Origin of the sequence: Candidatus Nanosynbacter lyticus (genome assembly GCF_030253515.1) — a bacterium.
Lineage (GTDB): Bacteria > Patescibacteriota > Saccharimonadia > Saccharimonadales > Saccharimonadaceae > Nanosynbacter > Nanosynbacter lyticus_A.
Genome location: NZ_CP124549.1, coordinates 295,249 through 316,046, shown reverse-complemented (window position 1 = coordinate 316,046; position 20,798 = coordinate 295,249). Strand labels below are relative to the sequence as shown.

General features: G+C 50.7%; 24 protein-coding genes. 19 read left to right on the top strand and 5 right to left on the bottom strand.

The genetic code is table 11. The features are described 5' to 3' along the window. Positions 1 to 44: 44 nt before the first annotated feature. A complete protein-coding gene (locus tag NLML1_RS01630; protein WP_162420568.1) occupies positions 45 to 320 on the top strand; it encodes a hypothetical protein in 276 nt (91 codons plus the stop codon). 215 nt (positions 321 to 535) lie between these two features. Here the strand turns inward: NLML1_RS01630 and NLML1_RS01625 are convergent, their stop codons facing one another. Continuing rightward, a complete protein-coding gene (locus NLML1_RS01625) occupies positions 536 to 994 on the bottom strand; it encodes an NUDIX hydrolase (protein ID WP_285441818.1) in 459 nt (152 codons plus the stop codon). Between the two features lie 159 nt (positions 995 to 1,153). Between NLML1_RS01625 and cysS the strand changes: the two genes are divergently transcribed. Next, positions 1,154 to 2,584, top strand: a complete 1,431-nt coding sequence (cysS, locus tag NLML1_RS01620; RefSeq protein WP_285441817.1) for a cysteine--tRNA ligase — start codon at positions 1,154 to 1,156, stop codon at positions 2,582 to 2,584. Positions 2,585 to 2,600: 16 nt separating this feature from the next. On the opposite strand, the gene NLML1_RS01615 is transcribed toward cysS, so the two are convergent. The 3 genes from NLML1_RS01615 to NLML1_RS01605 are packed head-to-tail and all read right to left on the bottom strand — an operon-like array spanning position 2,601 to position 5,676. Then, positions 2,601 to 3,740, bottom strand: a complete 1,140-nt coding sequence (locus NLML1_RS01615; RefSeq protein WP_285441816.1) for an AI-2E family transporter — start codon at positions 3,738 to 3,740, stop codon at positions 2,601 to 2,603. 3 nt (positions 3,741 to 3,743) lie between these two features. Next, on the bottom strand, positions 3,744 to 4,952 hold the full coding sequence (locus NLML1_RS01610) for an ABC transporter permease (protein ID WP_285441815.1): 1,209 nt from the start codon (positions 4,950 to 4,952) through the stop codon (positions 3,744 to 3,746). A 16-nt stretch (positions 4,953 to 4,968) separates the two neighbouring features. Then, entirely contained in the window at positions 4,969 to 5,676 is a 708-nt protein-coding gene (locus NLML1_RS01605; protein WP_404979373.1) for an ABC transporter ATP-binding protein, read from the bottom strand. 189 nt (positions 5,677 to 5,865) lie between these two features. On the opposite strand from NLML1_RS01605, the gene NLML1_RS01600 reads away from it, so the two are divergent. The 9 genes from NLML1_RS01600 (at position 5,866) to NLML1_RS01560 (ending at position 11,884) form a co-directional block, all read left to right on the top strand. Next, positions 5,866 to 6,084, top strand: coding sequence for a hypothetical protein (locus tag NLML1_RS01600; protein ID WP_285441813.1), 219 nt, complete (start codon positions 5,866 to 5,868; stop codon positions 6,082 to 6,084). A 127-nt stretch (positions 6,085 to 6,211) separates the two neighbouring features. Then, positions 6,212 to 6,886 carry a response regulator transcription factor gene (locus tag NLML1_RS01595; RefSeq protein ID WP_285441812.1) on the top strand — a complete coding sequence of 225 codons (675 nt, stop codon included), beginning with the start codon at positions 6,212 to 6,214 and terminating at the stop codon, positions 6,884 to 6,886. After that, positions 6,883 to 7,842: a sensor histidine kinase gene (locus NLML1_RS01590; RefSeq protein ID WP_285441811.1), complete on the top strand. Its 960-nt coding sequence runs from the start codon at positions 6,883 to 6,885 to the stop codon at positions 7,840 to 7,842. Before NLML1_RS01595 ends, NLML1_RS01590 begins: the two co-directional genes overlap by 4 nt. 114 nt (positions 7,843 to 7,956) lie before the next feature. Next, complete coding sequence (locus NLML1_RS01585) at positions 7,957 to 8,418, top strand: GreA/GreB family elongation factor (RefSeq protein ID WP_162454112.1); 462 nt, start codon at positions 7,957 to 7,959, stop codon at positions 8,416 to 8,418. A gap of 87 nt (positions 8,419 to 8,505) precedes the next feature. After that, positions 8,506 to 9,159 carry a response regulator transcription factor gene (locus NLML1_RS01580; protein WP_285441810.1) on the top strand — a complete coding sequence of 218 codons (654 nt, stop codon included), beginning with the start codon at positions 8,506 to 8,508 and terminating at the stop codon, positions 9,157 to 9,159. Continuing rightward, positions 9,146 to 10,531 (top strand): HAMP domain-containing sensor histidine kinase, encoded by a 1,386-nt coding sequence (locus tag NLML1_RS01575; protein ID WP_285441809.1) that lies wholly within the window; start codon positions 9,146 to 9,148, stop codon positions 10,529 to 10,531. The genes NLML1_RS01580 and NLML1_RS01575 overlap by 14 nt, the downstream gene beginning before the upstream one ends. 24 nt (positions 10,532 to 10,555) lie before the next feature. Further along, entirely contained in the window at positions 10,556 to 11,110 is a 555-nt protein-coding gene (locus NLML1_RS01570) for a non-canonical purine NTP pyrophosphatase (RefSeq protein WP_285441808.1), read from the top strand. A gap of 134 nt (positions 11,111 to 11,244) precedes the next feature. Then, complete coding sequence (locus NLML1_RS01565) at positions 11,245 to 11,586, top strand: DUF5674 family protein (RefSeq protein WP_285441807.1); 342 nt, start codon at positions 11,245 to 11,247, stop codon at positions 11,584 to 11,586. After that, positions 11,579 to 11,884 carry a hypothetical protein gene (locus NLML1_RS01560; protein ID WP_162324068.1) on the top strand — a complete coding sequence of 102 codons (306 nt, stop codon included), beginning with the start codon at positions 11,579 to 11,581 and terminating at the stop codon, positions 11,882 to 11,884. The genes NLML1_RS01565 and NLML1_RS01560 overlap by 8 nt, the downstream gene beginning before the upstream one ends. Positions 11,885 to 11,924: 40 nt before the next feature. Here NLML1_RS01560 and NLML1_RS01555 read toward each other — a convergent pair whose 3' ends face one another. Further along, entirely contained in the window at positions 11,925 to 12,200 is a 276-nt protein-coding gene (locus NLML1_RS01555) for a beta/alpha barrel domain-containing protein (RefSeq protein WP_285441806.1), read from the bottom strand. Positions 12,201 to 12,718: 518 nt separating this feature from the next. On the opposite strand from NLML1_RS01555, the gene NLML1_RS01550 reads away from it, so the two are divergent. The 8 genes from NLML1_RS01550 to NLML1_RS01515 all read left to right on the top strand — a co-directional run bounded on the left by NLML1_RS01550 (position 12,719) and on the right by NLML1_RS01515 (position 20,551). Beyond that, positions 12,719 to 12,982, top strand: coding sequence for a DUF3850 domain-containing protein (locus tag NLML1_RS01550; protein WP_285441909.1), 264 nt, complete (start codon positions 12,719 to 12,721; stop codon positions 12,980 to 12,982). A gap of 37 nt (positions 12,983 to 13,019) precedes the next feature. Beyond that, positions 13,020 to 13,505 (top strand): NUDIX domain-containing protein, encoded by a 486-nt coding sequence (locus NLML1_RS01545; RefSeq protein WP_285441805.1) that lies wholly within the window; start codon positions 13,020 to 13,022, stop codon positions 13,503 to 13,505. Positions 13,506 to 13,558: 53 nt separating this feature from the next. After that, positions 13,559 to 14,062 (top strand): non-canonical purine NTP pyrophosphatase, encoded by a 504-nt coding sequence (locus tag NLML1_RS01540; protein WP_285441804.1) that lies wholly within the window; start codon positions 13,559 to 13,561, stop codon positions 14,060 to 14,062. 283 nt (positions 14,063 to 14,345) lie between these two features. Then, positions 14,346 to 15,731: a GNAT family N-acetyltransferase gene (locus tag NLML1_RS01535; protein WP_285441803.1), complete on the top strand. Its 1,386-nt coding sequence runs from the start codon at positions 14,346 to 14,348 to the stop codon at positions 15,729 to 15,731. A 348-nt stretch (positions 15,732 to 16,079) separates the two neighbouring features. Further along, positions 16,080 to 17,210 carry a Fic family protein gene (locus NLML1_RS01530; protein WP_285441802.1) on the top strand — a complete coding sequence of 377 codons (1,131 nt, stop codon included), beginning with the start codon at positions 16,080 to 16,082 and terminating at the stop codon, positions 17,208 to 17,210. Between the two features lie 72 nt (positions 17,211 to 17,282). Then, complete coding sequence (locus tag NLML1_RS01525) at positions 17,283 to 18,665, top strand: ABC transporter permease (protein ID WP_285441801.1); 1,383 nt, start codon at positions 17,283 to 17,285, stop codon at positions 18,663 to 18,665. Positions 18,666 to 18,671: 6 nt separating this feature from the next. Beyond that, positions 18,672 to 19,913 carry an ABC transporter permease gene (locus NLML1_RS01520; protein WP_285441800.1) on the top strand — a complete coding sequence of 414 codons (1,242 nt, stop codon included), beginning with the start codon at positions 18,672 to 18,674 and terminating at the stop codon, positions 19,911 to 19,913. An 8-nt stretch (positions 19,914 to 19,921) separates the two neighbouring features. Then, positions 19,922 to 20,551, top strand: a complete 630-nt coding sequence (locus NLML1_RS01515) for an ABC transporter ATP-binding protein (protein WP_285441799.1) — start codon at positions 19,922 to 19,924, stop codon at positions 20,549 to 20,551. Positions 20,552 to 20,798 lie beyond the last annotated feature (247 nt).

The window sequence follows — 20,798 nt, the reverse complement described above, 5'->3', positions numbered from 1 at the left end:
TGTTTTTCACATGAGCATCCGCTCGGGTGGGGAGGAAGAACATTATGACAGACGACTACTGTATCGTAGCAGTTGAACTCATCGTCAAATCAAGAACGCTTGTTCTTGATGCGGCATGGATGGCCATCCAGTTGGCTGAGCGGCTGGAGCGGTCCAATGGCTGGACCGCAGCAGTAAAGGAGAAGGTGCTCGTCACCTTCAAGTTCAACGGGTACACCATAAGAGTCCACCACGACTCTGACCCAGCGTGGATTGAGGAGGCATACCGTAAAGCATACGGAACAGACAGAAATATCCCAATAGGTCCATACCCTGTCTAAACCATTCGTAATCACACCAAAGGGGGGTGATTGATAAATACACACCATTTACGAACTGGCGGGCAAAGTTAACTTTCCTCCACCTTCTGCTTGTCAGTTCGCTCCATAGATGCATGTCTATGCTGATGAGTCGGAAACGACGAAAGCGAACTCGATACAGAAAATACCGTAAATCTAGGCCAGCATTGGAGGGCGTGGAGAGTAGCCGATACGCGTCACATCTCTCGATAATCCGCCTCGGTGGCAACTCGCATAATTTTTTGGACAGCCTCAACCATAGGGGCGACCGTCTCAATCTTTGGTTCAAACTGATCTAACTCACGTAGGTTTACCCACCGATACTCAGAATACTCATCATTGAGCGTAATTTCACCGCCGATAAACCGGGCATAATAATGCGGCAGCACCATGGCCTGTCCATTAGTTTTGACAAAATATTCATTAACGCTGATACTCGTTACCACCGCAATTTTAGCAGCCGAGCCAATTTCCTCATTTTTCTCCCGCCGAAGACCATTCACCAGGCCGCCATCCGTCGACTCCAACTTGCCGCCAATAAACGAGAACACGCCATCATAATCAGCCTCCCCGCGGCGCCTAGCGAGCAGCACGGCAGAGCCGTCTTGACTGAATAGCACTATTTTTTGACAGTACTGAAACAAGGTTGTATCCATATATCACCTTTCTCGCCTTACACTTCCTAGGATCATCATACCATAGGCACGGGTAGATCTTACAGCCACCCAGATAACGACTGAGATACGGGGTAACATCCAGTTGCAGCGGAGCGAGGTCGCTCGCCAATCTCTGCTTTTTCCTGTAAAATAAGAGTAATGAAGCTCCACAACACCCTCACTCGCCATAAAGACAAACTCCAGCCGCTCGACGGACGGACGGTTCGCATGTATACCTGTGGGCTGACGGTGTATTCGCAGCCGCACATCGGCAATTGGGTTGGCTATATTTATTGGGATGTGTTGGTACGGTTGCTGCGCTGGCAGGACATCTCGGTTATTCGGACGCAGAATATCACCGACGTTGGACACTTGACCAGTGATGATGATAATGGCGAGGATAAGATGGAGAAGGGGGCACGCCGCGAGGGGAAGACTGCCTGGGATATCGCCGAGCAGTACATCGCCATCGCCGAGCACGAGGCCTACGAGGTGTTGAAACTAGTACGACCCGACCATCTGGTGCGGGCAACGGACTATATCCAGCAGCAAATTGACTTTGCTCGCGGGCTAGATGAGAAGGGATTGTTATACAAAATTGATGGCGACGGCATGTATTTTGATACGTCGCGACTGCCAGATTACGGCAAATTAGCGCGACTAGACGTAGCCGGACTGGAGGCTGGCGCGCGGGTCAGCGTCGAGGGCAAGCGCAACATCACCGACTTCGCCGTCTGGAAATTTTCACCGACCAACACCAAGCGTGACATGGAGTGGGACAGCCCGTGGGGCGTCGGTTTTCCGGGTTGGCACCTAGAATGTTCGACCATTGCCCGGGAGACACTGGGCGATTCAATTGACATCCACACTGGCGGCATCGACCATATTCCAGTGCATCACACTAATGAAATTGCCCAGAGCGAGAGCTTGACCAGGCGGCAATTCTCTCAAATATGGCTACACAACAATCACATCAAGGTTGATGGCCGCAAGATGAGCAAATCCTTGGGCAACATCATCACCCTCACTGATATCACCGCCCGCGGTTTCAGCCCGATGGCTTTCAAGCTAGCGATTCTCAGCAAGCATTACCAAACCGAGGGCAATTTCACCTGGGAAATTTTGGAGGCGGCCCAGGCGCGGCTGGACCATTGGCGCGGCTATGCGGCGCTGCGGCACCAGACGCACGACACGCTAGATGATGACGATGAGAAAGATGAGCAGGAAGGCACGGTGTCGCTGCTGGCGGCGCGGCAGGCGCTGGTTGAAAAGCTGAATGATAATTTGGATACACCGGGGGCCCTGGCGCTGATCGACGAGGCATTTTCGCGGCTGGATCATGCGCCGTTAGAGAAAATTCACCGCGGCGGTTTATTGCAACTACTCGAGGTGATCGACGAGGTGCTGGGCCTAGGGCTGATGGACGGCACGCCAGATATTGATGATGAAGTCAAGCGGCTCATCCTCGAGCGTCAGCAAGCTCGCCGCGCCAAAAACTGGCAGACTGCCGACGATATTCGCGCTCAACTCGACGAAAAGGGCATCGCCCTACGCGACACCCCATCTGGTCAAGTTTGGTCGTACCGATAATCTCTCGGCCGCTTACTCAGCCGGCTTCCTTGGCGGCTTTTTTGAGCGCCTTTTTTAGCGGCGAGCGGCGAGGCGGCGCCTGCGGCTCACGATTATGCGCCAGATAATCGTCCATCAGCACCTTGAGCGATCCAGCGATCGGAATGGCCACCACACCACCGACCAAGCCGCCAACATACAGCCCGACCGTCACCGCCGCCAAGATCGCCAGCGCCGACAGCTCGACTTTCTTGCCCTGAATAACTGGCGCGATAAAATTATTCTCAATCTGCTGGTAGATCACGAAATAGATGAGATAGATGACGCCCGCCGACACACTATTGAGCATCAGCATCAGTCCCACCACCACACCGGCGATCGTCGCCCCAAACATCGGGATCAGGCTGAGTAGGAACACCAGCAGAATCGTCGGCATCGCCAAGTTGGCTGCGATCTCCGGAATGAACCAGCTCATGCCAAACACAAACGCCCCGGCACACAGCGAACCGATTCCCGACACCGTCAGCTGCCCGACGATGTAGCCAGTCACCACGTTATAAATCTTGCCAACCAGCACCTTGTGATGGTCGCGCCGCTGCTCATCCCGATACAGTCGCCACAGCCGCTCCATCCATTCCTGGCCCTCGAGCAGCATCAAGAACGTCAGCACCAGCACCAGAAAGGCCGATGCCAAAAATGATGCCAGCGAGCCAATACTACCGAGAATATTCGCACCAAAACTCGCCGCCCAACTGGATGCCTGGCCGCGGATATTATTCATCAGGGAATCAATCTGCGGCTGCAAGCCATTCTGCTCAACGAAACCCTTCAGCCCGTGCCACTGCTCGTTAACACCATTGACCAGCCCCGGCAGCGTCTCGGCAAACTTGGCCGATTGCTGCACCAATGGCGGCACCACGAACCAAATCACACTAGTCAAGATGATGATCAGCAGCATAAACGCCAACGCCGTCCCGCCCAGCCGACTCTTGCCGGGTAGCCACGATGCCAACTTACGCACCGGCGCGTTCAGTGCCAGTGCCAGAAACAACGCCGTCCCGAGCACCATCAGCGCATCCCGCGCCGAATAAATCATCAGCCCCGCCAGCCCAAATCCGATAACCACCAGCCAAAACCGCACAAATGTTTTGGTGTCTATTTCAATGCGTACTTTCATACCCTAAACTTTACCAGTTTTTCGCTTCATCCGCAACGCTGACAGAGATAACTTGCTATCATATGACATCGCGCCGTAGCGGAAAACCCGCACCGCCAGCATCATAATCAACGCCGCAGACACCACCAAGACCGCTACGCCGATCAAGGCCTCAATGAGCGACAAATTGCCAACCGTATTCCTAATCATCAGCGGAATCGGCGCCGTAAGCGGGAAGTACGACATGACCATCGAGAAGGTTGACTCTGGGTATGAGACAAATACTGACGCGGCATACAGCGGCCCAAACAGCAATATCATCACCAGACCAACCCACGAACCTGCCTCCTTGGCAGTCGGCATCATTGCCCCCATAGCCACCAACAAACCGGTCAGCATGGTAAAGCTCGCGCCGAATAACGCGACAGCAATAGCAATCCTTGTCGGATCAAATACAATTTGCGACAGGTCAAAGCTAGCCAAATGTAGCTGCGAACCAAATCCGAAGTAGGCAGCTAACACCGGCACAACGATAACCATCCCCTGAATCAGCGATAGAGCGATCAACGCCCAGATCTTACCAACGATCAGTGTCTTGGCTTGCACTGTTGTTAGCAGCATCTCGACGGTGCGGTTTTCTTTCTCCTCGACGGTACTCGTCAGCATCTGATTACCAAAGAAGGCAACAAGCATGTAAAACAGCACTAGGAAGAACCCTGGCACGATCATCTCGTTCACACCGCCGCTTTCTTTACCGTCTTTATAGGTCTTGAGTGACGAATTAATTTTCTGCTTGATCACTGCCGCTTCCGATCCGGTGACCCTACTATCAACCGACTGATTCAGTAGTGTGCGGACAACCGCCTCGTACTTATTGTTCTCAAAAACCCCCGTATCTTGGCCGTATATCCTGATCGTGTCCTTCTCAAGATTCTTCGGTATATAGAAGTAAGCATCCGTCTGACGGCGTTTGACTTTTTCGATACCTTCAGCTTCGGAGTCAACTGATTGGACTTTCATCACCGCCGCGACTTCCGGCTTGATTAGCTTTGAATGATCTGTCATAGTAATGCTAAATTTTTGTTCTTGAAGCTTATCGGCCGCCTCTTTAGTCGCCTGATTTGACCAAAGAACAATACCGAAAATCAATCCGATCATAACCGGAAAACCCAGCGCTATCAGCCAAAAGGTTGGCTTCTTCAAGGTACGCAGCACTTCAAATTTGAATACCATCCCGAAATTATGCATTTTACTCATGACGTACCTCCTGCTTTTCGCCACCGTAAACCTTCACAAAAATATCATCCATTGACGCGCCGCCGAACTGCTTTTTCACTTCTGCTAGCGTACCGTACGCCGCCGCTCGACCGTCTTTTAATAGAATCAGCCGATCACATAGCCGTTCGACCTCTTCCATCTGGTGGGTGACAAATATCACCGTTGCGCCAGCCTTGCGCCGCTCTTCAATGATGTTCATTAGCAGTCGGCGATTGACTGGGTCAAAACCCTTAGTCGGCTCGTCCAAAATAAGCAGTTCTGGGTCGCCCATGATGGTCACGCCCAGCTGAATTTTTTGCTGCTGGCCGCCTGATAATTTGTCCAGCCGAATCTTTGCCTTGTCGCTCAAACCAACTCGCTCCAAATAGTTCATGGAAAATGTACGAGCTTCTTCTTTGCTGAGTCCTTTCAATCGGCCAAAATAAATCATGGTGTCGATAACTTTTTCTTTTTTGTACAGGCCACGCTCCTCCGGAAGGTAGCCTAGCTTGACGCTATCCTCAACCGTATACGGTTTGCCATCAACCAGCAGCTCGCCACCCGCCGGTTCATATAGTCCCAGTAGTGCCCTGAGTGTCGTTGTTTTTCCCGAGCCGTTGCTGCCCAAAAACCCAAACACCTCGCCGCATCGCACCTCGAAACTGAGGTCCTGGATGACCGTTTTGTCGCCAAACGCCATCCGAAAATGACGAATCTCGACAATCGGCTGCTGCTGTTTTGCTGTATCTCGTCCCATATATCTCCCTTTCTTTCTGCCTATTATACACTATGTGGGTGGAGCAGGGGACGTAAGGTACTATGTCTTATTTCGCCCTACTCCCTCGGCGCTCTGAGCTATCGCCGCTACAACTTCACGCTCTACTCCGTAATGTATAGCTATACCAACCGCGCAGCGCATGACGTCCTGAATCTCTTTGATGAGATTATCATACTGCGGCTGGCCGTGTTTGCGGCGCTTGACGCCCATACCTTCAAGGTGGTTAACGGCGCTAGCGAGCTCGCCACTCTCCTCGCACAACCGCGATACGCGCTGGAATATGTCAGCACCATGAGGGAACTTCGCATCAAGAGCCTGACAAATGATTAGTAGATTGGTAAATGTTTTATCGTCCAGATGCATTGATTATAATTATAAGCCTATATACTGTGTTGAGTAACTCCAGGTATGAGATGCTCACTATACACACTAGCAAAATATTTTATATAATATACTTATGCGCCTCCTCATCATCGAAGACGAACCAAAGATTGCCCGGATTATCGCCGAGGCCTTGCGGCGTGAGCATCACGCCGTGGACGTGACGCATGACGGAGACGAGGGGCTGAATATGGCGATGAGTGAGCCGTACGATCTACTAGTCGTTGATCGGATGTTACCAGGACAGAGTGGCACGGATATTGTGCGGACAGTACGTGGGCAGGGCAAGGATATGCCGATTTTGCTGTTGACAGCGCTGGGGACGACTGAGGACAAGACGTCCGGCCTGGACAGCGGCGCTGATGATTATCTCGTCAAGCCCTTCGCCATCGCCGAACTCACCGCCCGCGTGCGAGCGCTCCTCAGGCGCCCACCAATTCAGCAACCGGACACGCTCCAGATCGCCGATCTCGTGATCGACCAGACAACACAATCCGTCACTCGTGCTGGCACCGCGATCGACCTGACTAGCAAGGAGTACGCGCTCCTCGAATACCTGGCGCGCCACCCCGGCCAGACACTCAGCAAAGACACATTGATCGCCCATGTGTGGGATTTTGATGCCGATATTTTACCCAACAACGTCGAGGCCTACATCAAGCAGCTGCGCAAAAAAATCGACAAGCCGTTTCGCCGGCCGCTGATTCACACCGTGCGTGGCTTTGGGTATAAATTGGAGGCTGGCGAGTGAAATTATTTTTCTCGGCAACACTCAAGCTCGCCGGCTGGTACTTGCTCATTCTGATGACCGTCAGCTTGCTATTTAGCGGCATTATCTTTCAAGTTACCAGCTCCGAGCTCGACGTCCAGCTCAGTAACTGGAGCAAGCATCACAAAACTGATAGCCACACCGAAACCACCATCATCCGCGACCATCCGTCAATCTCGACCACCAACCTACTAATCAGCCTCGGCTATCTCAACCTCATCGTACTGCTCGGCGGCGGTGTGTGTGCCTATATATTGGCCCGGCGGACGCTTGAGCCGATCGAGGCAGCACATGACGCCCAGTCGCGCTTTACCGCCAACGCCAGCCATCAGCTGCGCACACCACTGGCTGTCATCAAGGCTGAGGCCGAGCTGGCATTGTCCGACCGACGCACCAGCAAAGCATCACTCCGCCAGACGCTCCAAAGTACGCTCGAAGAGACCGACCGCCTGACGCAGCTGACCGAGACGCTGCTCAAATTGTCATCTGCCAATCGACAACTAGAAACCACAACCGAGACCTTTGACATCACTGACCTCACCAAAAAGCTGATCACTGAACGCAAGGCCGATGCGCGCACCGTACTGATCACCGACGAGGCCATCACCTTGACCAGCCACCGCCTCATCGTCCGCGAACTCATCGCCATCATCCTCGACAATGCCCTGCGCCACAGCCCGCGTAAGTCTCGCGTCCAGGTTGACATCAAGGCCACGAACCACCGCGTCACCGTCTGCTTGACGAACGATGGCCAAATCGCGGCACGTGACTTACCGCATATTTTTGAGCGATTTTTCTCTGGCGAGCAGGGCAGTGGTGGCTACGGCCTTGGCCTCAGTCTCGCCAAGCAACTGGCCGGCGCCCTCGGTGGCCAACTCACCGCCGCCAGCCGCAAGGGCACCACAACGTTCACCATTTCACTACCAAAAACTCTGTAATTCACCTCTGGTGGTATGGCTTTTCTTATGCTTTTTTGTAATTTTCAGCTAATTTTCAGAATACCATGGTGTAATAGATCGCAGGTGAGGTGAGCTTCACCGGAAAGGGTAAGAATGAATACGACAACATATCTCAGTAAAAAAGGCTTCAAAGAATTACACAAGCAGATCAACGAACTCGAAATCCGCGAAAAAGCACTCTCAGCTGAACTGCGTGACATCGGCCGCGCCAAGTCTCGCGACGACAAACTCCGCCGCAGTGACATTATTATGAATCTCGAAAACGTCCATGGCAAGCTCGCCGAGAAACGCACTGCGCTCAAGACCGCCAAGCCGCTGCCACGCAAGCGCGATCGGCTGCGCATCGCCATTGGTTCGGTGGTTGACCTCATCGATCAGCAAGGTCAGCTCTTTCGCTACACCCTCGTTGACAGCCTCGAGGCTGATCCGTCTGACGGCCGCATCTCGGTCGATAGCCCCCTCGGACAGAGCCTCCTCAACCGCCACGCCACCGAAACCATCTCTCTCGGTCTCGGTCGCACCACCCGGCGCCTGCAAGTGGTCGGCGTCCGCTAATACGACCCAAGCGTCCCAATTTGACGCTGACCACGCGCCCCCTGCCGCCCGTTTACCACGGGCGGCATTTTCCGGTATACTATACCTATGGCAACGATTCTCCTTGTCGAAGACGAACCTACTCTGCGCACTGGCACTGAGCGGTTCCTCCGCCAGCGCGGCTTTACGGTGTTGACGGCGGCTAGTGGTGAGGAGGCGCTGGAAAAATTTGCTGGGGCAGATGTGATTATCCTGGATATTATGCTGCCAGGGATGAGTGGTATCGAGACACTACGTAAGATTCGCCAGACCAGCGACGTGCCGGTACTGATGCTGACGGCGCTGCATGATGAGCCGACGCAGGTCGCTAGTTTTGACGAGCTGGCGGATGATTATATGAGTAAGCCGTTTTCGCTGGTGATTCTAGAGAAGCGAATTAAGGCGCTGCTTCGCCGCCAGCAGTCTGTCAAAAAAACCTTGTGGCAGCGCGGCCTGGCCTCGGTGGATTTTATGGCATATCAGGGATTTTATGATGACAATGACGCGCACCTCAAACCTAAGGAAGTCCAACTCCTCAAGTTGCTCGTCGATAATCCAAACATGGTCTGGAGTCGGCAGGCTATCATCGACAAGCTGTGGCGTGATGACGAGGTGCCGTTTGACCGGGTGATTGACGTCTACATCAAAAACTTACGCAAAAAATTGCACCTGGACTGCATCATCACAGTGAAGGGGGTGGGCTATCGCTATGAAGCGGCTTAAGTTATTTCCCAAGACGTTTTTGGTATCAATTGGCTTGTTCGCGGCATTGATCATCCTGGTACATGCGCTGGTTTACACCTTGATGCCGCAATTTTATCTGCAGCAAAAAGAGCGCGAGGCGGCGGACAATCTCATGGCGCTCGTGGCTGAACTACGCGGTAAATCGACTGAGGAAATGCGCCGAATCAGCCAGGAATTTGCGAGTATGAAAAACGTCAACATTACGCTGACGGTTGACGGGCGCGACCAGTACTTTCAAGGTTTTCAGTCGATCAATATTGTGACCGATAGTGGTAAATCGGTTGACACTAGCGTGGTAAAAATTGCTGATGGCCAAACGGTCGATCCGCGCTCGGTGATTTTGCGGCAGGGCAGTGTGGCGGATAACCAAGGTCAAACGATCGCCGTCAAGCTGCTGGCCGATGTGGCGCCCGTTACCCAGGCCAAGCTCGCTACCTTGCAGGTATTGCCATATACCATGATCGGCTCGCTGTTGGTGGCGCTGATATTTTCTTACATCTATAGCCGTTTTATCACGCGGCCGATTCGCCAGATGGCGGCGGTGACGACGACCATGCAGCAACTGGAAAAGGGTGCGCATTACCCAGTGAGTAGTCATGACGAGATTGGCGTGCTAGGGCGAAACATTAATGAGCTCTATCAAAATCTATGGCAAACGATTCGTTCGCTGGAACATGAGAATAAGCGGATAACCCAGCTTGAGAAAGAGAAAATCGCCTTCCTCCGTGCGGCCTCGCACGAGCTGAAAACGCCATTGGCAGCGCTACGGATCATGCTTGAGAACATGCAGTTGAATATCGGCGAATATAAAAATCGCGATCAATACCTGACGGAATCGGTGGCGCAGGTTGACCATTTGGCAGCGATGGTGAATGATGTGTTGCGCTCTGGAAGCGTGGCCGAGCAAGCTCTGCACCAGGAAAAACGGCTGAGGATTGATAAGTTAGTTGCTGAAGTGGTTGACGATTACCGCCTGCTAGCAAAAACGCGCAGCATGACTTTCACGGTTAATACAGAGCCAACAACCATTCGTGCTAACCGCGACATGATGCGCCACGTCATCTCGAACCTGGTGTCAAACGCGGTGCGCCACGGCGACGCAGGGAGCGTCATAAAAATTACTTGCAACCAGCATGAGCTGGCCATCGAAAACGCCTGCAAGCCACTCACCAAACAACAACTCCAGCACGTTTTCGACCCGTTTTATCGGAGCCTTGGTACCACGAAACAACACGCCGACAGCAGCGGCATCGGCCTCTACACCGTGAAAATGCTGCTCGACGCTAAGGGTCTGGACTATGAGTTTGTGCCGCACGGGCAGGGTATGCGGTTTGTAGTGAGGTTTGCCTAAAACAGATAGTGCTAAACTATAATTATGGACTTAATCTACGCGACGACTAATAAGCACAAACTTGCTGGAGCTAAACAGGCGCTGGCAGGAACGGACATCAACTTGATCGCACCAGACGAAACCTTGCCTGACGTGCCAGAAATCCAGTCCGACGATCAACAAGCCGTCTCTGTCGATAAAGCGATAAAATATTACGATCTACTTAAGCGTCCGCTGGTGGTGATGGATTCAGGTCTGTTCATCGATGAGCTGAACGGCTTTCCCGGCGTTTACACCAAATACGCGCTCGTCACTATCGGTATTGACAGGACAATTCAGCTGCTCGGCGGCGCCGCTCGAGCGTACACGCAGCGCACGATTACTTACTTTGATGGCAACAAACCGCAAATCTTTACCTTAAAACTGCGCGGCACGTTATTAAAAGAACCGCACGGCAACAACGGGCGCAATTACGACAAATATTTCTTGCCAGACGATAAAAACAAAACACTCGCTGAAATGACTGATGATGAAAAGGTGGAACTGACTGCGGAAGTTTGGAAAAAGTTGGCGGCGTGGCTGCAAAAAAGCAGCAAATAAGACTTATATACTTAATAAGTAGAGAAGCACCACTTACTATCAAACAAAACCCAGCCCCCGCCACCCCATACGACATATCCACCGCTAAAAGCATATCCTGCTAAAGCACCAGCCGTCTGTGCTACAATTAAATCATGAAGATTATTGATACCATAACCCTCACCGAGCTTCGCCCGATGGCCGAGAGGATGTACGGGACGATGGTCAAAGCGGATGTCGATGTTGCTAAGAAAATTGTGGCGATCGACATGGATATGCATGCTGATGGCGAGGCGTATTTGTTAGAACGCGGATCGCAGCAAGCAGATCTATGGGGGATCAACCTACATCCGGATAAGTTTGGTACCGATGAATTTATCGAGTTTGACAGTATGATAAGCATTCGTCCACGACAAAACAATCCGTCGCGCGATGTGCTCGACCCAGCGGCGCGGCAGCAAATTATCGATATCATCGCCGGAGTCGTCCGTGAGTGAACATGTCTTTGACCGGGAGAAATGGCAAAGCTTGACGATTTTCGAGCAAATGGGCAACATCGGCTCGGAGGTCGGGCGAGCCTTTGCCGCCCGGCGCCGCGGCGACACGGCTGCGATGACTGGCGCCTGGCAGCGCGGCTTGGACTTATTGGACGCCACCGCCGAGCAGCTTGCCCGCCAAAAATCGCCAAAACTCCGCGAAGTCCTGCGCGCCCGCGAACTATTCGCCGGCATGGAGGACGAATCGTTGGAGGATTACTTTATGTGGTTTGCGCTGGCCGCGCGGAGAGGGAGGTAAAGCAGTAATTAGCATTACTGGTCTATCATTCTACTGGCCCCTATAATTTAGATGAACTATGTAAATCTTCTTCTATCCTCTTGCGTAAACCATTGTAAATGGTTGGTTCTTTACCAGCTTCAAGCTCATCAATTAGATCATAAATATAATCATCTATAATAACAAAGTCCGCCCGAGGATCATAAATAGGTTTACCAATAAACTCATGGACTATGCCATAAATACTAGTCAATTGCTTAATATCTCTTTTTTCTATGGCGCTATCTATTAGGAATAATAATTCCTCGGCAACTGATATCTCAATTGGATCATTCATTTCAACCCTCTTTGAAAGTGAGCAGTTTATAGACTTGCTCGGGTCTATTGTGTCACTCCTCTCGACAACAGCAGTCAGACCGGCAGGACGGTCTGCTAACGATAACCGTGTTACGCGACGGTACCTGGTAGCGCAGGTACACATCGTACATACACCTGTACCACACCTCGCCGCCGACCACACGGTCAGGGATCAAGACGGCGTGCTCGCCGTTAGACAGTTTTCTGATGATACAGTTGTCGCCGCATTTAACATAGCCCTCAATTTTCATAACTGTAGGCCTTTCTCGAGTAGAAGGAAGCGTTAGGATTATTCCAAAACGCTGATACATATTATATCAATAATAGGACCCGAAGTCAAGCAATCGTACGAAAATCACCGTAAACCATGCTAATTTCCACTCACTCATACTAGAATAAAACTACAACCAATACCTGACCCCTAACAAATCAAGTAGTATTCGCCGCACAATTTTAGCATCGGCTTGTGAACTAAATTAAGTAGCTTTATAATGAGTCATCACCAAAAAATCTTACCCTGATTTATTCGAAAAAGTCCTAGCAGGTGAGAAGACATTTGATATGAGAGTAGCTGATTTTGACGTCCAGACCGGCGACGTCCTGGAGCAGATTGAGATAAATTATGACGGAACACCAACTGGCCGCACAGTGCGTCACATAGTCGGCGAAGTTTTACGTACGAAAGAAGTTGATTTTTGGAAACAAGAAGATATTGATCGATACGGCTATCAGGTAATGTCGCTTGCCGAGCGGGTTGATTAGTACAAATTTTAGAAAGTTACTGCGATAAGGAGCAAAGATGACCAAATCCATCATCTGTAAAGACGTCTTCGGTAATCAATACACCGTTCCCGTTGACGAACTAAATATTCGTGTCGGTGTGTACGCGGTGATTATTGAGGATAATAAGATTCTTTTGACTAGACAATGGGACGGTTACAGCTTGATTGGTGGTGGTATCGAGAAAGGCGAAACGATTGAGGAGTCAATTGTCCGCGAAGTTAAGGAAGAAACTGGACTGACCATCATGCCGGATAAAATCATTCACCAAGCGACCACCTTTTTTAAGCGCAACGCCGAGGCGCAAGCTAACCAGTCAATCCAACTGTACTTCACCCACAGCCAGCTGCATGGGCAAATCAATAACGACAACATAACCGACAGCGAAAAAACTTATACTAACGGCACGCCGGAGTGGGTTGATCTGGGTAAGATTGACGACATAAACTTCCGTCATAGCGTGAGTTTGAGGGCGATTTTAGGGGCTTATGGTGAGAGCAAATAAGTAAAGCATTAGGAGCCTGCGTAAATAGTGCCGAATGACGTATACTTAATATCATGACGAGTCAGTTCCACCCAATTTACTTCATTACCTCCAACCAGCGCAAGTTCGCCAGCCTTCAGCAACTTCTTCAACCGCTCGGTGTTGACCTACAGCAACTTGACTATGATTTTGACGAGGGGCGGGGGCTGGATATTCAAACGATTGCCAAAAGTAAACTATCTCAGGCCAAGAAAGCTTTTCCAAACAAGCGCCTGATCGTTGATGATCGCAGCTTTTTCATCCCAGCGCTGAAAGGCTTTCCGGGGCCGTTCGTTAAATTGCTGCTGGATAGTTTTAGCTATCCCGGCATCATCAAACTAATGCAAGATGAAACTGATCGTAGAGCCATCTTTTTTTCGCGGTTGGCTATTTTGACGGTAAAGAAGACCATATTTTCGCGGCCGACGAGGAGGGATTTATCATTGATGAGCCGCGCGGTGATAATCTCCATGGCTGGACGGAATTACTGTATATTTATGGACACTCGAGCTTTCCCGGGCGCAGCTTGGCAGAGCTGAATGATGAGGAGTGGAAAGAATATTTGGCGGCGATTGAGGCGGTTGATGGATTTGTAATGCTGAGAGATTATCTAGCAAAAACATAAGACACCCCAACACCAAAACAGAAGCATAAACCACCCAAAAGCAATGGGCGGCTTTTACGGCGCAAGGCGGAATGTCTCGCGCCTTAGTAGTGGTTACGGTCTGTACTTGTACCAATTTGACTAGCTATAGCCATAAATTACGCATGTATAGCGATAGATAACTTGTATTATTGTATAGGGTATAAGACAATAAACTCATGCACCGATATAAGAAATCGTCAGTCACTGTGGATATCCGTAAAGCCAAAACAGGCGATGTTGATTTCGTTTCCCACTTGATGGCAGAAACACTTGGGCCGTTTTACAATGGCGATCATCAAGCTCATGCACAGCGGATTTTTACCACGCATATCAATGGCAACGTCGATTCTGCCGGGCAGTTTTCACTTGGACAATACATGTTTATTGCAGAAGTCAATCATCATCCCGCCGGGATGATTCATCTGGTCGGCAAGAAGCAGGGAACAGTTAAAATTAGTCCGCTCATCGTTGCGCCAGAATATCGCGGCCAATTTGGCATTGGCAGTAAATTGCTTCGTCATGCTGAGGATTTTGCTCGCAAACACCACGCTCGGCAACTCTACTGTACAGTAGCTGCCCAAAACCAAGCCACGCTCAAGTTTCTATTGCGCAAAGGATTTCATCTGGTCGGCAAGGCGCAAGATCATTATAAACCCGGTATCGACGAGTGTATGCTGTACAAGCCGCTGAATCAGGGTCTAACTCCTGATTTGTCAGGCATTTCAATCGTCCCGTTTGACGAGAAAAAGCACGCTGCAGCGGCGCGCCAACTGATCCTATCGCGAGTGGGCAGTGACTTTAATGGTGTGGATGATACATGGGTGGATGCGCTATTTGCTAGCTACCAACGGCGTGAGAGCCGAGACGTCAACGCTAAGTATAAGCTCATTTTCATCGCCGAGCAGGATAGAAAGGTTATTGGCGTTGTCGTTGCAACCCCAAAGAAAGGCCAGCCGATCAAAATCATGCCGCTGGTAGCAAAATCAGAGGCTGTTTTCGAAGCACTGATAGCTAACTTGCCACAATTATTAGCCGGTTATGGTCACAAGCTGTATATCCACCTTGTTCCTGAGCCGTGGCAGATTGCCTGCCTCCAGCGCCACGGCTGGATGATTGAAGGCTTGTTTCCCGAAGGCTATGCGCCAGACGTCACTGTTCAGCAGTGGGGGCTCAGCCTCCAGAAAGGAGATCCCGTGCGTAAGATGCGTATAAAGCGGCCGTACTATGACGCAATCATGTCGGGTCGCAAGACCTTAGAAGTTCGTATCGGCTACAACAGCATCAAGCGCCTTAAGGAGGGTCAGCTATTACAGCTCGAAAACGGACATGCGTCTGGTGTAGTGCGAATCAAGTCAATTCGAATCTACAGTAAATTCGCCGACATGCTGGCGGCTGAGTCATGGCAGCAGATCGTGCCGCAGGCGAAAAGCAAAGAAGAGGCGCTTCGCCTCCTTCACAAGATCTACCCACCGCATAAGGAACGCCTCGGCGTTCACGTCATCGAGGTTGAGAAACAGGACAGCAAGGGGGCGCATCCCCCTGGATTAGAGAAATTCATCTGAATAGATGCGAGTGACTTGGGCTAGCGTCACTGATACCTGACTTAAGACACCGAACAACTAGCCTATTTTCCTCGAGAAAGTATTATGAAATCTTTTGATAGTAGAATCTCAGCTAAGCTTCACTATTCTATACAGATTTATCGCAGCATAAAGTAGCACCATCTCTATGCATATTGCCGCAAAAGCTGAGCTTGAGAAGAAATAAGCAATTACAACCTAAAAATGTCATCATCCATTAAGACATTTTGTCCTAAAGTATAATGACAGAATAAGTATTTCTAAAGTGTTAAATGTACATTTTTGTCCTCATCTATTGATTAGTGAAAAATAATCTGATATGATATCTGTATGATAAATCCTCGTTTTGATTCTCCTATCACTAATACTATTTTTGAGATTGAGAATATGCGCAATCGTTATATACAAGGCTCGACACCGCCTTGGATATTTTATGATATTAAAAATATTATATATCTTATGGAAAGTGTCGCCTCCGCACGGATTGAGGGGAATAACACTACCCTTGTTTCTGCTGCGATTAGCTCGATAGAAAATAGCGAGGAAGAAGAAGTTGATGAAGTAAAGCAGTTTCTGAATATCCGTAGAGGTCTGAATTTTATAGACGAAACGATAAAAGCTGGCGATGACATCACATTGGCAATGATCCGCGAGCTGCATAAAATTGTAGTGAAGGATCTACCTCTTGATAAAGACGGCGCGGAACATCCTGGACAATTTAAGACCAGAGATAATATCATTAATGGCAGCTCAGCAAAAACAACAAGTCATCTGAAGGTTAAGGAAGAGCTTGAGGACTTGCTGAACACAGTAAACATACGCGAAGCGCCTCAGTTTGATATCATCAATATAGCTCTTGCTCATCATAGATTTACGCTGATTCATCCTTTTGAGAACGGAAACGGCCGTGTAGCTAGGCTCTTTACCTACGCTATGCTGGTTCAAAAAGGGTTTATTCACGATGCGTCCGTATTGAATCCATCTTCAATTTTTTGCGTTGATCGCAGACGATATTATGAAATGCTAAGTGTAGCTGATAGAGGAATAGAAACAGGAGATGATTCGCTGCTTGAAAAGTGGTGTCTTTATGTTGCGGAAGGAATAAAGGAAGAAATCAAGCGAACCATGCAGCTCCTCGATAAAAAAGAAGTTGTTGAGAAAGTAATTCTACCAACCCTGAAACGAGCAGCCGAAATAAAAGCTTTATCTGACGAAGAAAGGCAAATTTTAGAAGTTGCTGTTAAAAAAGACGTGATTCAGGCTCGAGATGTTTCTATGATTTTCGGCGGTAATTCTTCAGCTAACGATAGGCGGCGGTCAAGAAAACTAAGAGAACTAACAGATAGAGGACTGTTGTACTACAGCAAGAAGAAGTATGCTCTGACGCTATCTAGGAATAAGGAACTGCTGCCAATACTACTGACCGAAATGTCAACTAGCGGTTTAATCGTTATGGACTAGAGTAAGTTCACCCATTTCACATTCCCTTCACACGCCCCTGCTACACTGACATAGAATCAAGAAAGGAGATCTATGTCATTTATACAACGTGCCTGGTTGTATATCACCAGGAAAAAACTCAAAACGCTGATTTTGCTGGCGATTTTGCTGTGTATGTCGACGATCATGCTGAGTGGATTTGCTATCAAGCATTCGACCGACGCGGCAGCGCAGTCGCTAGACAAAACGCTCAAGGCCGGCTTTACGCTGGGCAATAATCCGCGTACCAATCCAGGAACCGCCCGCGGCTCAGGAACGGTGTCGAACAAAGACATCGACGCGGTGAAGAATCTGGAGGGCGTGACGGACTATGTCAAGCGCCAGAACGCCACGGTTGATTTTATCAATACCAAACTGGTGCCACTACCGAGTGGTGGCAGCGGCTATGACGCCCAGAAAGACAAACAGTTTGGCAATGCCGCAACTATCATCGGCGTCAACAAATCTGAGTCCGAGAAAAAGTTCCGGGCTGAGTCACTCAAGCTCATCGCTGGCCGGCACATCACCGAGAACGATTCGCACAAGATCTTGGTGCACGAAGACTTCGCCAAGGCTAATAACCTGAAGCTTGGCAGTAAAATTAAACTGAAAGCCAATCAATACGACACCGACAACGAGCATCCATCCAAGGACGAGGTGGAAGTGGAAATCGTCGGTATATTTAATGGCAAGAACCCAAAGCAGGCGACCTATCAGGTGGAGCTGTTTGAGAATTTATTCCTGACTGACCTCGCGACAACTCGCCAGTTGAATGCCTATACAGCGCAAAATGAGATTTACCAGGACGCCACGTTCTTCACCAAAGGCACCAAACAGTTGGATGAGGTGATGGCGCGGGCGAATAAATTGCCGGTCAATTGGCAAAAGTATCAATTGAATAAGAATAGCCAGGAACTGGCTGGCGTGACTGGTGCGGTGAACAGCGTGTACGGCTTGATCGACGGTATGTTGTGGGCGACGGCACTGGTCAGCGTGGCGGTAATCGGCATGGTGCTGTACTTGTGGATGAACGAGCGTAAGCGCGAAGCGGGCGTACTCTTGGCGACGGGCGTGCCGCAGTCAAAGATTGTGCTGCAATATATCGCTGAGCTAGTGATGATCGCGGTGCTGAGTTTCGGCGCATCGTACTTTACCGCGGGGCTGATTGCCCAACAAATGGGCGATCACGTGGTGTCGCAGGCGGCGCAGAATGCCACACGTCAAGCTGGCAGTTCTCTCAATGGTGCGTCGCTCGGGGCTGACGCTGACTCGGTGACGTCATCACGCACGCTAGACAAGGTGACGGTTGGTATGCAACCGACGGATCTGCTGGCGGTGTGGGGCGCTGGGCTGGCAGTGATTATCATTGCAGTGCTCTTGGCCTCTCGACCAATTACCCAATCAACGCCAAAAGAATTACTAACTGAAGTGGACTAGGGGCGAATGATGACGATTATCAAACGAGCCTGGACGGCTGTGACGCGCAAACGGCGTCGCAGCCTGACCATCGCCCTGATCATGACGCTGATTTTCACGCTGCTGATCGGTACGCTGACAGTGCAGCAAACGATGGCGCAGCTGAAGCAATCAATTGAACGGAATATCCGCGCTGGCTTTAGTATCGCCAGCAAGCAGCCGTCGGGCGAGGTGCCGATGGATATCGCGCAGCGAGTGCAGCGCCTGGACAAGGTCAAAGCGCACAATTTCCAGGCAGAGACCACTGCGGGACTGCCGGGTAAACAATTGGTCGACACGGCAGGCAGCGGCGTGCAGCTGGACGCTAACGTGGCTGGCGAGGCGAAGGTGACGGGCGCGACAGAGAGCAATCTGCTTAGCGAGTTCACCGGTCGATTTTACCAACTGGAGCAGGGTAAGCATCTGGGGGCGCACGATCAAAACGCAGCCCTCATTCACAAGACCTTCGCTGAGAAAAATAATATCAAGCCAGGCGACAAGCTGGACATCACCAAAGACGGCCGGCGGGTGACGGTGACTGTCATGGGCATCTTCAGCGGCAAAGGCGAAAAGCCGGCGGTCTTACAGTCCGACATGGCGGAGAATCATCTCATCACCAACTTGGCCGCGGCGCAGCAGCTGACAGGTAGCCAGCAGTTGACGCGGGCGACGTATTTCGCCGAAAATCCACATCAGTTGAAGTCGTTAACGGACCGTACTAAAAGCCTACCAAACGTCGATTGGAAAAAATTCAGCCTGACCGACAACGGGGCGGTATTTGCCGGAGTTCTCCAAAACATCGCTGGCATTCAAAACATTTTGACAATTGCCACCATCGGTGCGGCTGGGGCGGGGCTGGCAGTTTTGTCGTTGGTACTGGTGTTCTGGGTGCGCGGCCGCTTGCATGAAATTGGCATCTTGCTGTCCATCGGCACGTCGAAGCGGCAGATCATCGGGCAGTTCTTGGCGGAGCTGGCGATCATCGCTCTAGTTAGCTCGGTGTTCGCACTCGGTGTCGGTTCGGTCGCCTCATCGCAAATTTCTACTGCCCTGACAGCGCAAACCGACCAAAACCAGCGCACAGAAAAGGCCGTGGTGCACGCCGCACCAGTAGCGACCTACCTAGAGGCTTTCGCCTTCGGCTACATGGTCGTTCTGCTGTCAGCCATCGCTGCCACCGCGCCAATCATGCGCCAATCACCAAAGCAAATTTTAGCAAAATTAAGTTAGGAGTTATTATGTCACTACTTACGTTACGCGATATCATCTACTCATACGCCGACGGTACGAGCAACGTGCTTAACGGCATCAATTATCAATTTGAAAGGGGCAAGTTCTACGCTATCGTCGGTAGTTCTGGTGCTGGTAAGTCGACCCTTCTGGGGCTGCTGGCGGGGCTGGACACGCCGACCGACGGGCAGATTTTGTTCAACGACCAAGACATCGCCGAGCAGGGTTATTCGCATCATCGCAAACACAATATCTCGCTGGTGTTTCAGAATTATAATCTGATTGATTATCTGACGCCGCTGGAAAACTTGAAATTGGTTAATTCCAAGGCCACTAACGAAACGTTGCACTCCATGGGCTTGGACGACGATCACATTCACCGCAATGTCATGAAACTTTCTGGCGGTCAGCAACAGCGCGTAGCGATCGGCCGAGCGCTCGTCTCACATGCACCGATTATCTTGGCGGACGAGCCAACTGGCAACCTGGACGAAGCTACCGCCGCCGACATCATCGACATCCTGCGCCGTGCCGCCCACGAAAATGACAAATGCGTCATCGTCGTCACTCACAGCAAGCAGCTGGCTAAGCAGGCGGACGTGGTGTTGAAGCTGAAAGATAAGAAGCTACGAGCATAGCGTCAGGCCTGGTGCGGCCCACGTCACTTACGGTACGTGGAGTGACCGAATCGACCGACGATGATCAACCCATACAACCCTCATCTCAAGCAAGAGGTGCGCGAGGCAGAAGCCAGAGGCGCACCTTTTTGCCTGTAATTAACTGTTGCAGAATAGCAACCTCAGCTATACTGGGTACAATGACTACCTACCATTTCAAGCTACGTCCCGAACCTCAAATTTCCCCCAAACAGCACTTCACGCTATA

Bases quoted from the DNA above. Each gene is read 5' to 3' on its own strand.
- NLML1_RS01555 (WP_285441806.1), bottom strand. From the start codon at position 12,200: ATGAATGATCCAATTGAGATATCAGTTGCCGAGGAATTATTATTCCTA.
- NLML1_RS01630 (WP_162420568.1), top strand. From the start codon at position 45: ATGACAGACGACTACTGTATCGTAGCAGTTGAACTCATCGTCAAATCA.
- NLML1_RS01580 (WP_285441810.1), top strand. From the start codon at position 8,506: ATGGCAACGATTCTCCTTGTCGAAGACGAACCTACTCTGCGCACTGGC.
- NLML1_RS01515 (WP_285441799.1), top strand. From the start codon at position 19,922: ATGTCACTACTTACGTTACGCGATATCATCTACTCATACGCCGACGGT.
- NLML1_RS01570 (WP_285441808.1), top strand. From the start codon at position 10,556: ATGGACTTAATCTACGCGACGACTAATAAGCACAAACTTGCTGGAGCT.
- NLML1_RS01615 (WP_285441816.1), bottom strand. From the start codon at position 3,740: ATGAAAGTACGCATTGAAATAGACACCAAAACATTTGTGCGGTTTTGG.
- NLML1_RS01595 (WP_285441812.1), top strand. From the start codon at position 6,212: ATGCGCCTCCTCATCATCGAAGACGAACCAAAGATTGCCCGGATTATC.
- NLML1_RS01610 (WP_285441815.1), bottom strand. From the start codon at position 4,952: ATGGTATTCAAATTTGAAGTGCTGCGTACCTTGAAGAAGCCAACCTTT.
- NLML1_RS01585 (WP_162454112.1), top strand. From the start codon at position 7,957: ATGAATACGACAACATATCTCAGTAAAAAAGGCTTCAAAGAATTACAC.
- NLML1_RS01605 (WP_404979373.1), bottom strand. From the start codon at position 5,676: ATGGCGTTTGGCGACAAAACGGTCATCCAGGACCTCAGTTTCGAGGTG.
- cysS (WP_285441817.1), top strand. From the start codon at position 1,154: ATGAAGCTCCACAACACCCTCACTCGCCATAAAGACAAACTCCAGCCG.
- NLML1_RS01525 (WP_285441801.1), top strand. From the start codon at position 17,283: ATGTCATTTATACAACGTGCCTGGTTGTATATCACCAGGAAAAAACTC.
- NLML1_RS01530 (WP_285441802.1), top strand. From the start codon at position 16,080: ATGATAAATCCTCGTTTTGATTCTCCTATCACTAATACTATTTTTGAG.
- NLML1_RS01565 (WP_285441807.1), top strand. From the start codon at position 11,245: ATGAAGATTATTGATACCATAACCCTCACCGAGCTTCGCCCGATGGCC.
- NLML1_RS01540 (WP_285441804.1), top strand. From the start codon at position 13,559: ATGACGAGTCAGTTCCACCCAATTTACTTCATTACCTCCAACCAGCGC.
- NLML1_RS01545 (WP_285441805.1), top strand. From the start codon at position 13,020: ATGACCAAATCCATCATCTGTAAAGACGTCTTCGGTAATCAATACACC.
- NLML1_RS01600 (WP_285441813.1), top strand. From the start codon at position 5,866: ATGTATAGCTATACCAACCGCGCAGCGCATGACGTCCTGAATCTCTTT.
- NLML1_RS01535 (WP_285441803.1), top strand. From the start codon at position 14,346: ATGCACCGATATAAGAAATCGTCAGTCACTGTGGATATCCGTAAAGCC.
- NLML1_RS01625 (WP_285441818.1), bottom strand. From the start codon at position 994: ATGGATACAACCTTGTTTCAGTACTGTCAAAAAATAGTGCTATTCAGT.
- NLML1_RS01520 (WP_285441800.1), top strand. From the start codon at position 18,672: ATGATGACGATTATCAAACGAGCCTGGACGGCTGTGACGCGCAAACGG.
- NLML1_RS01575 (WP_285441809.1), top strand. From the start codon at position 9,146: ATGAAGCGGCTTAAGTTATTTCCCAAGACGTTTTTGGTATCAATTGGC.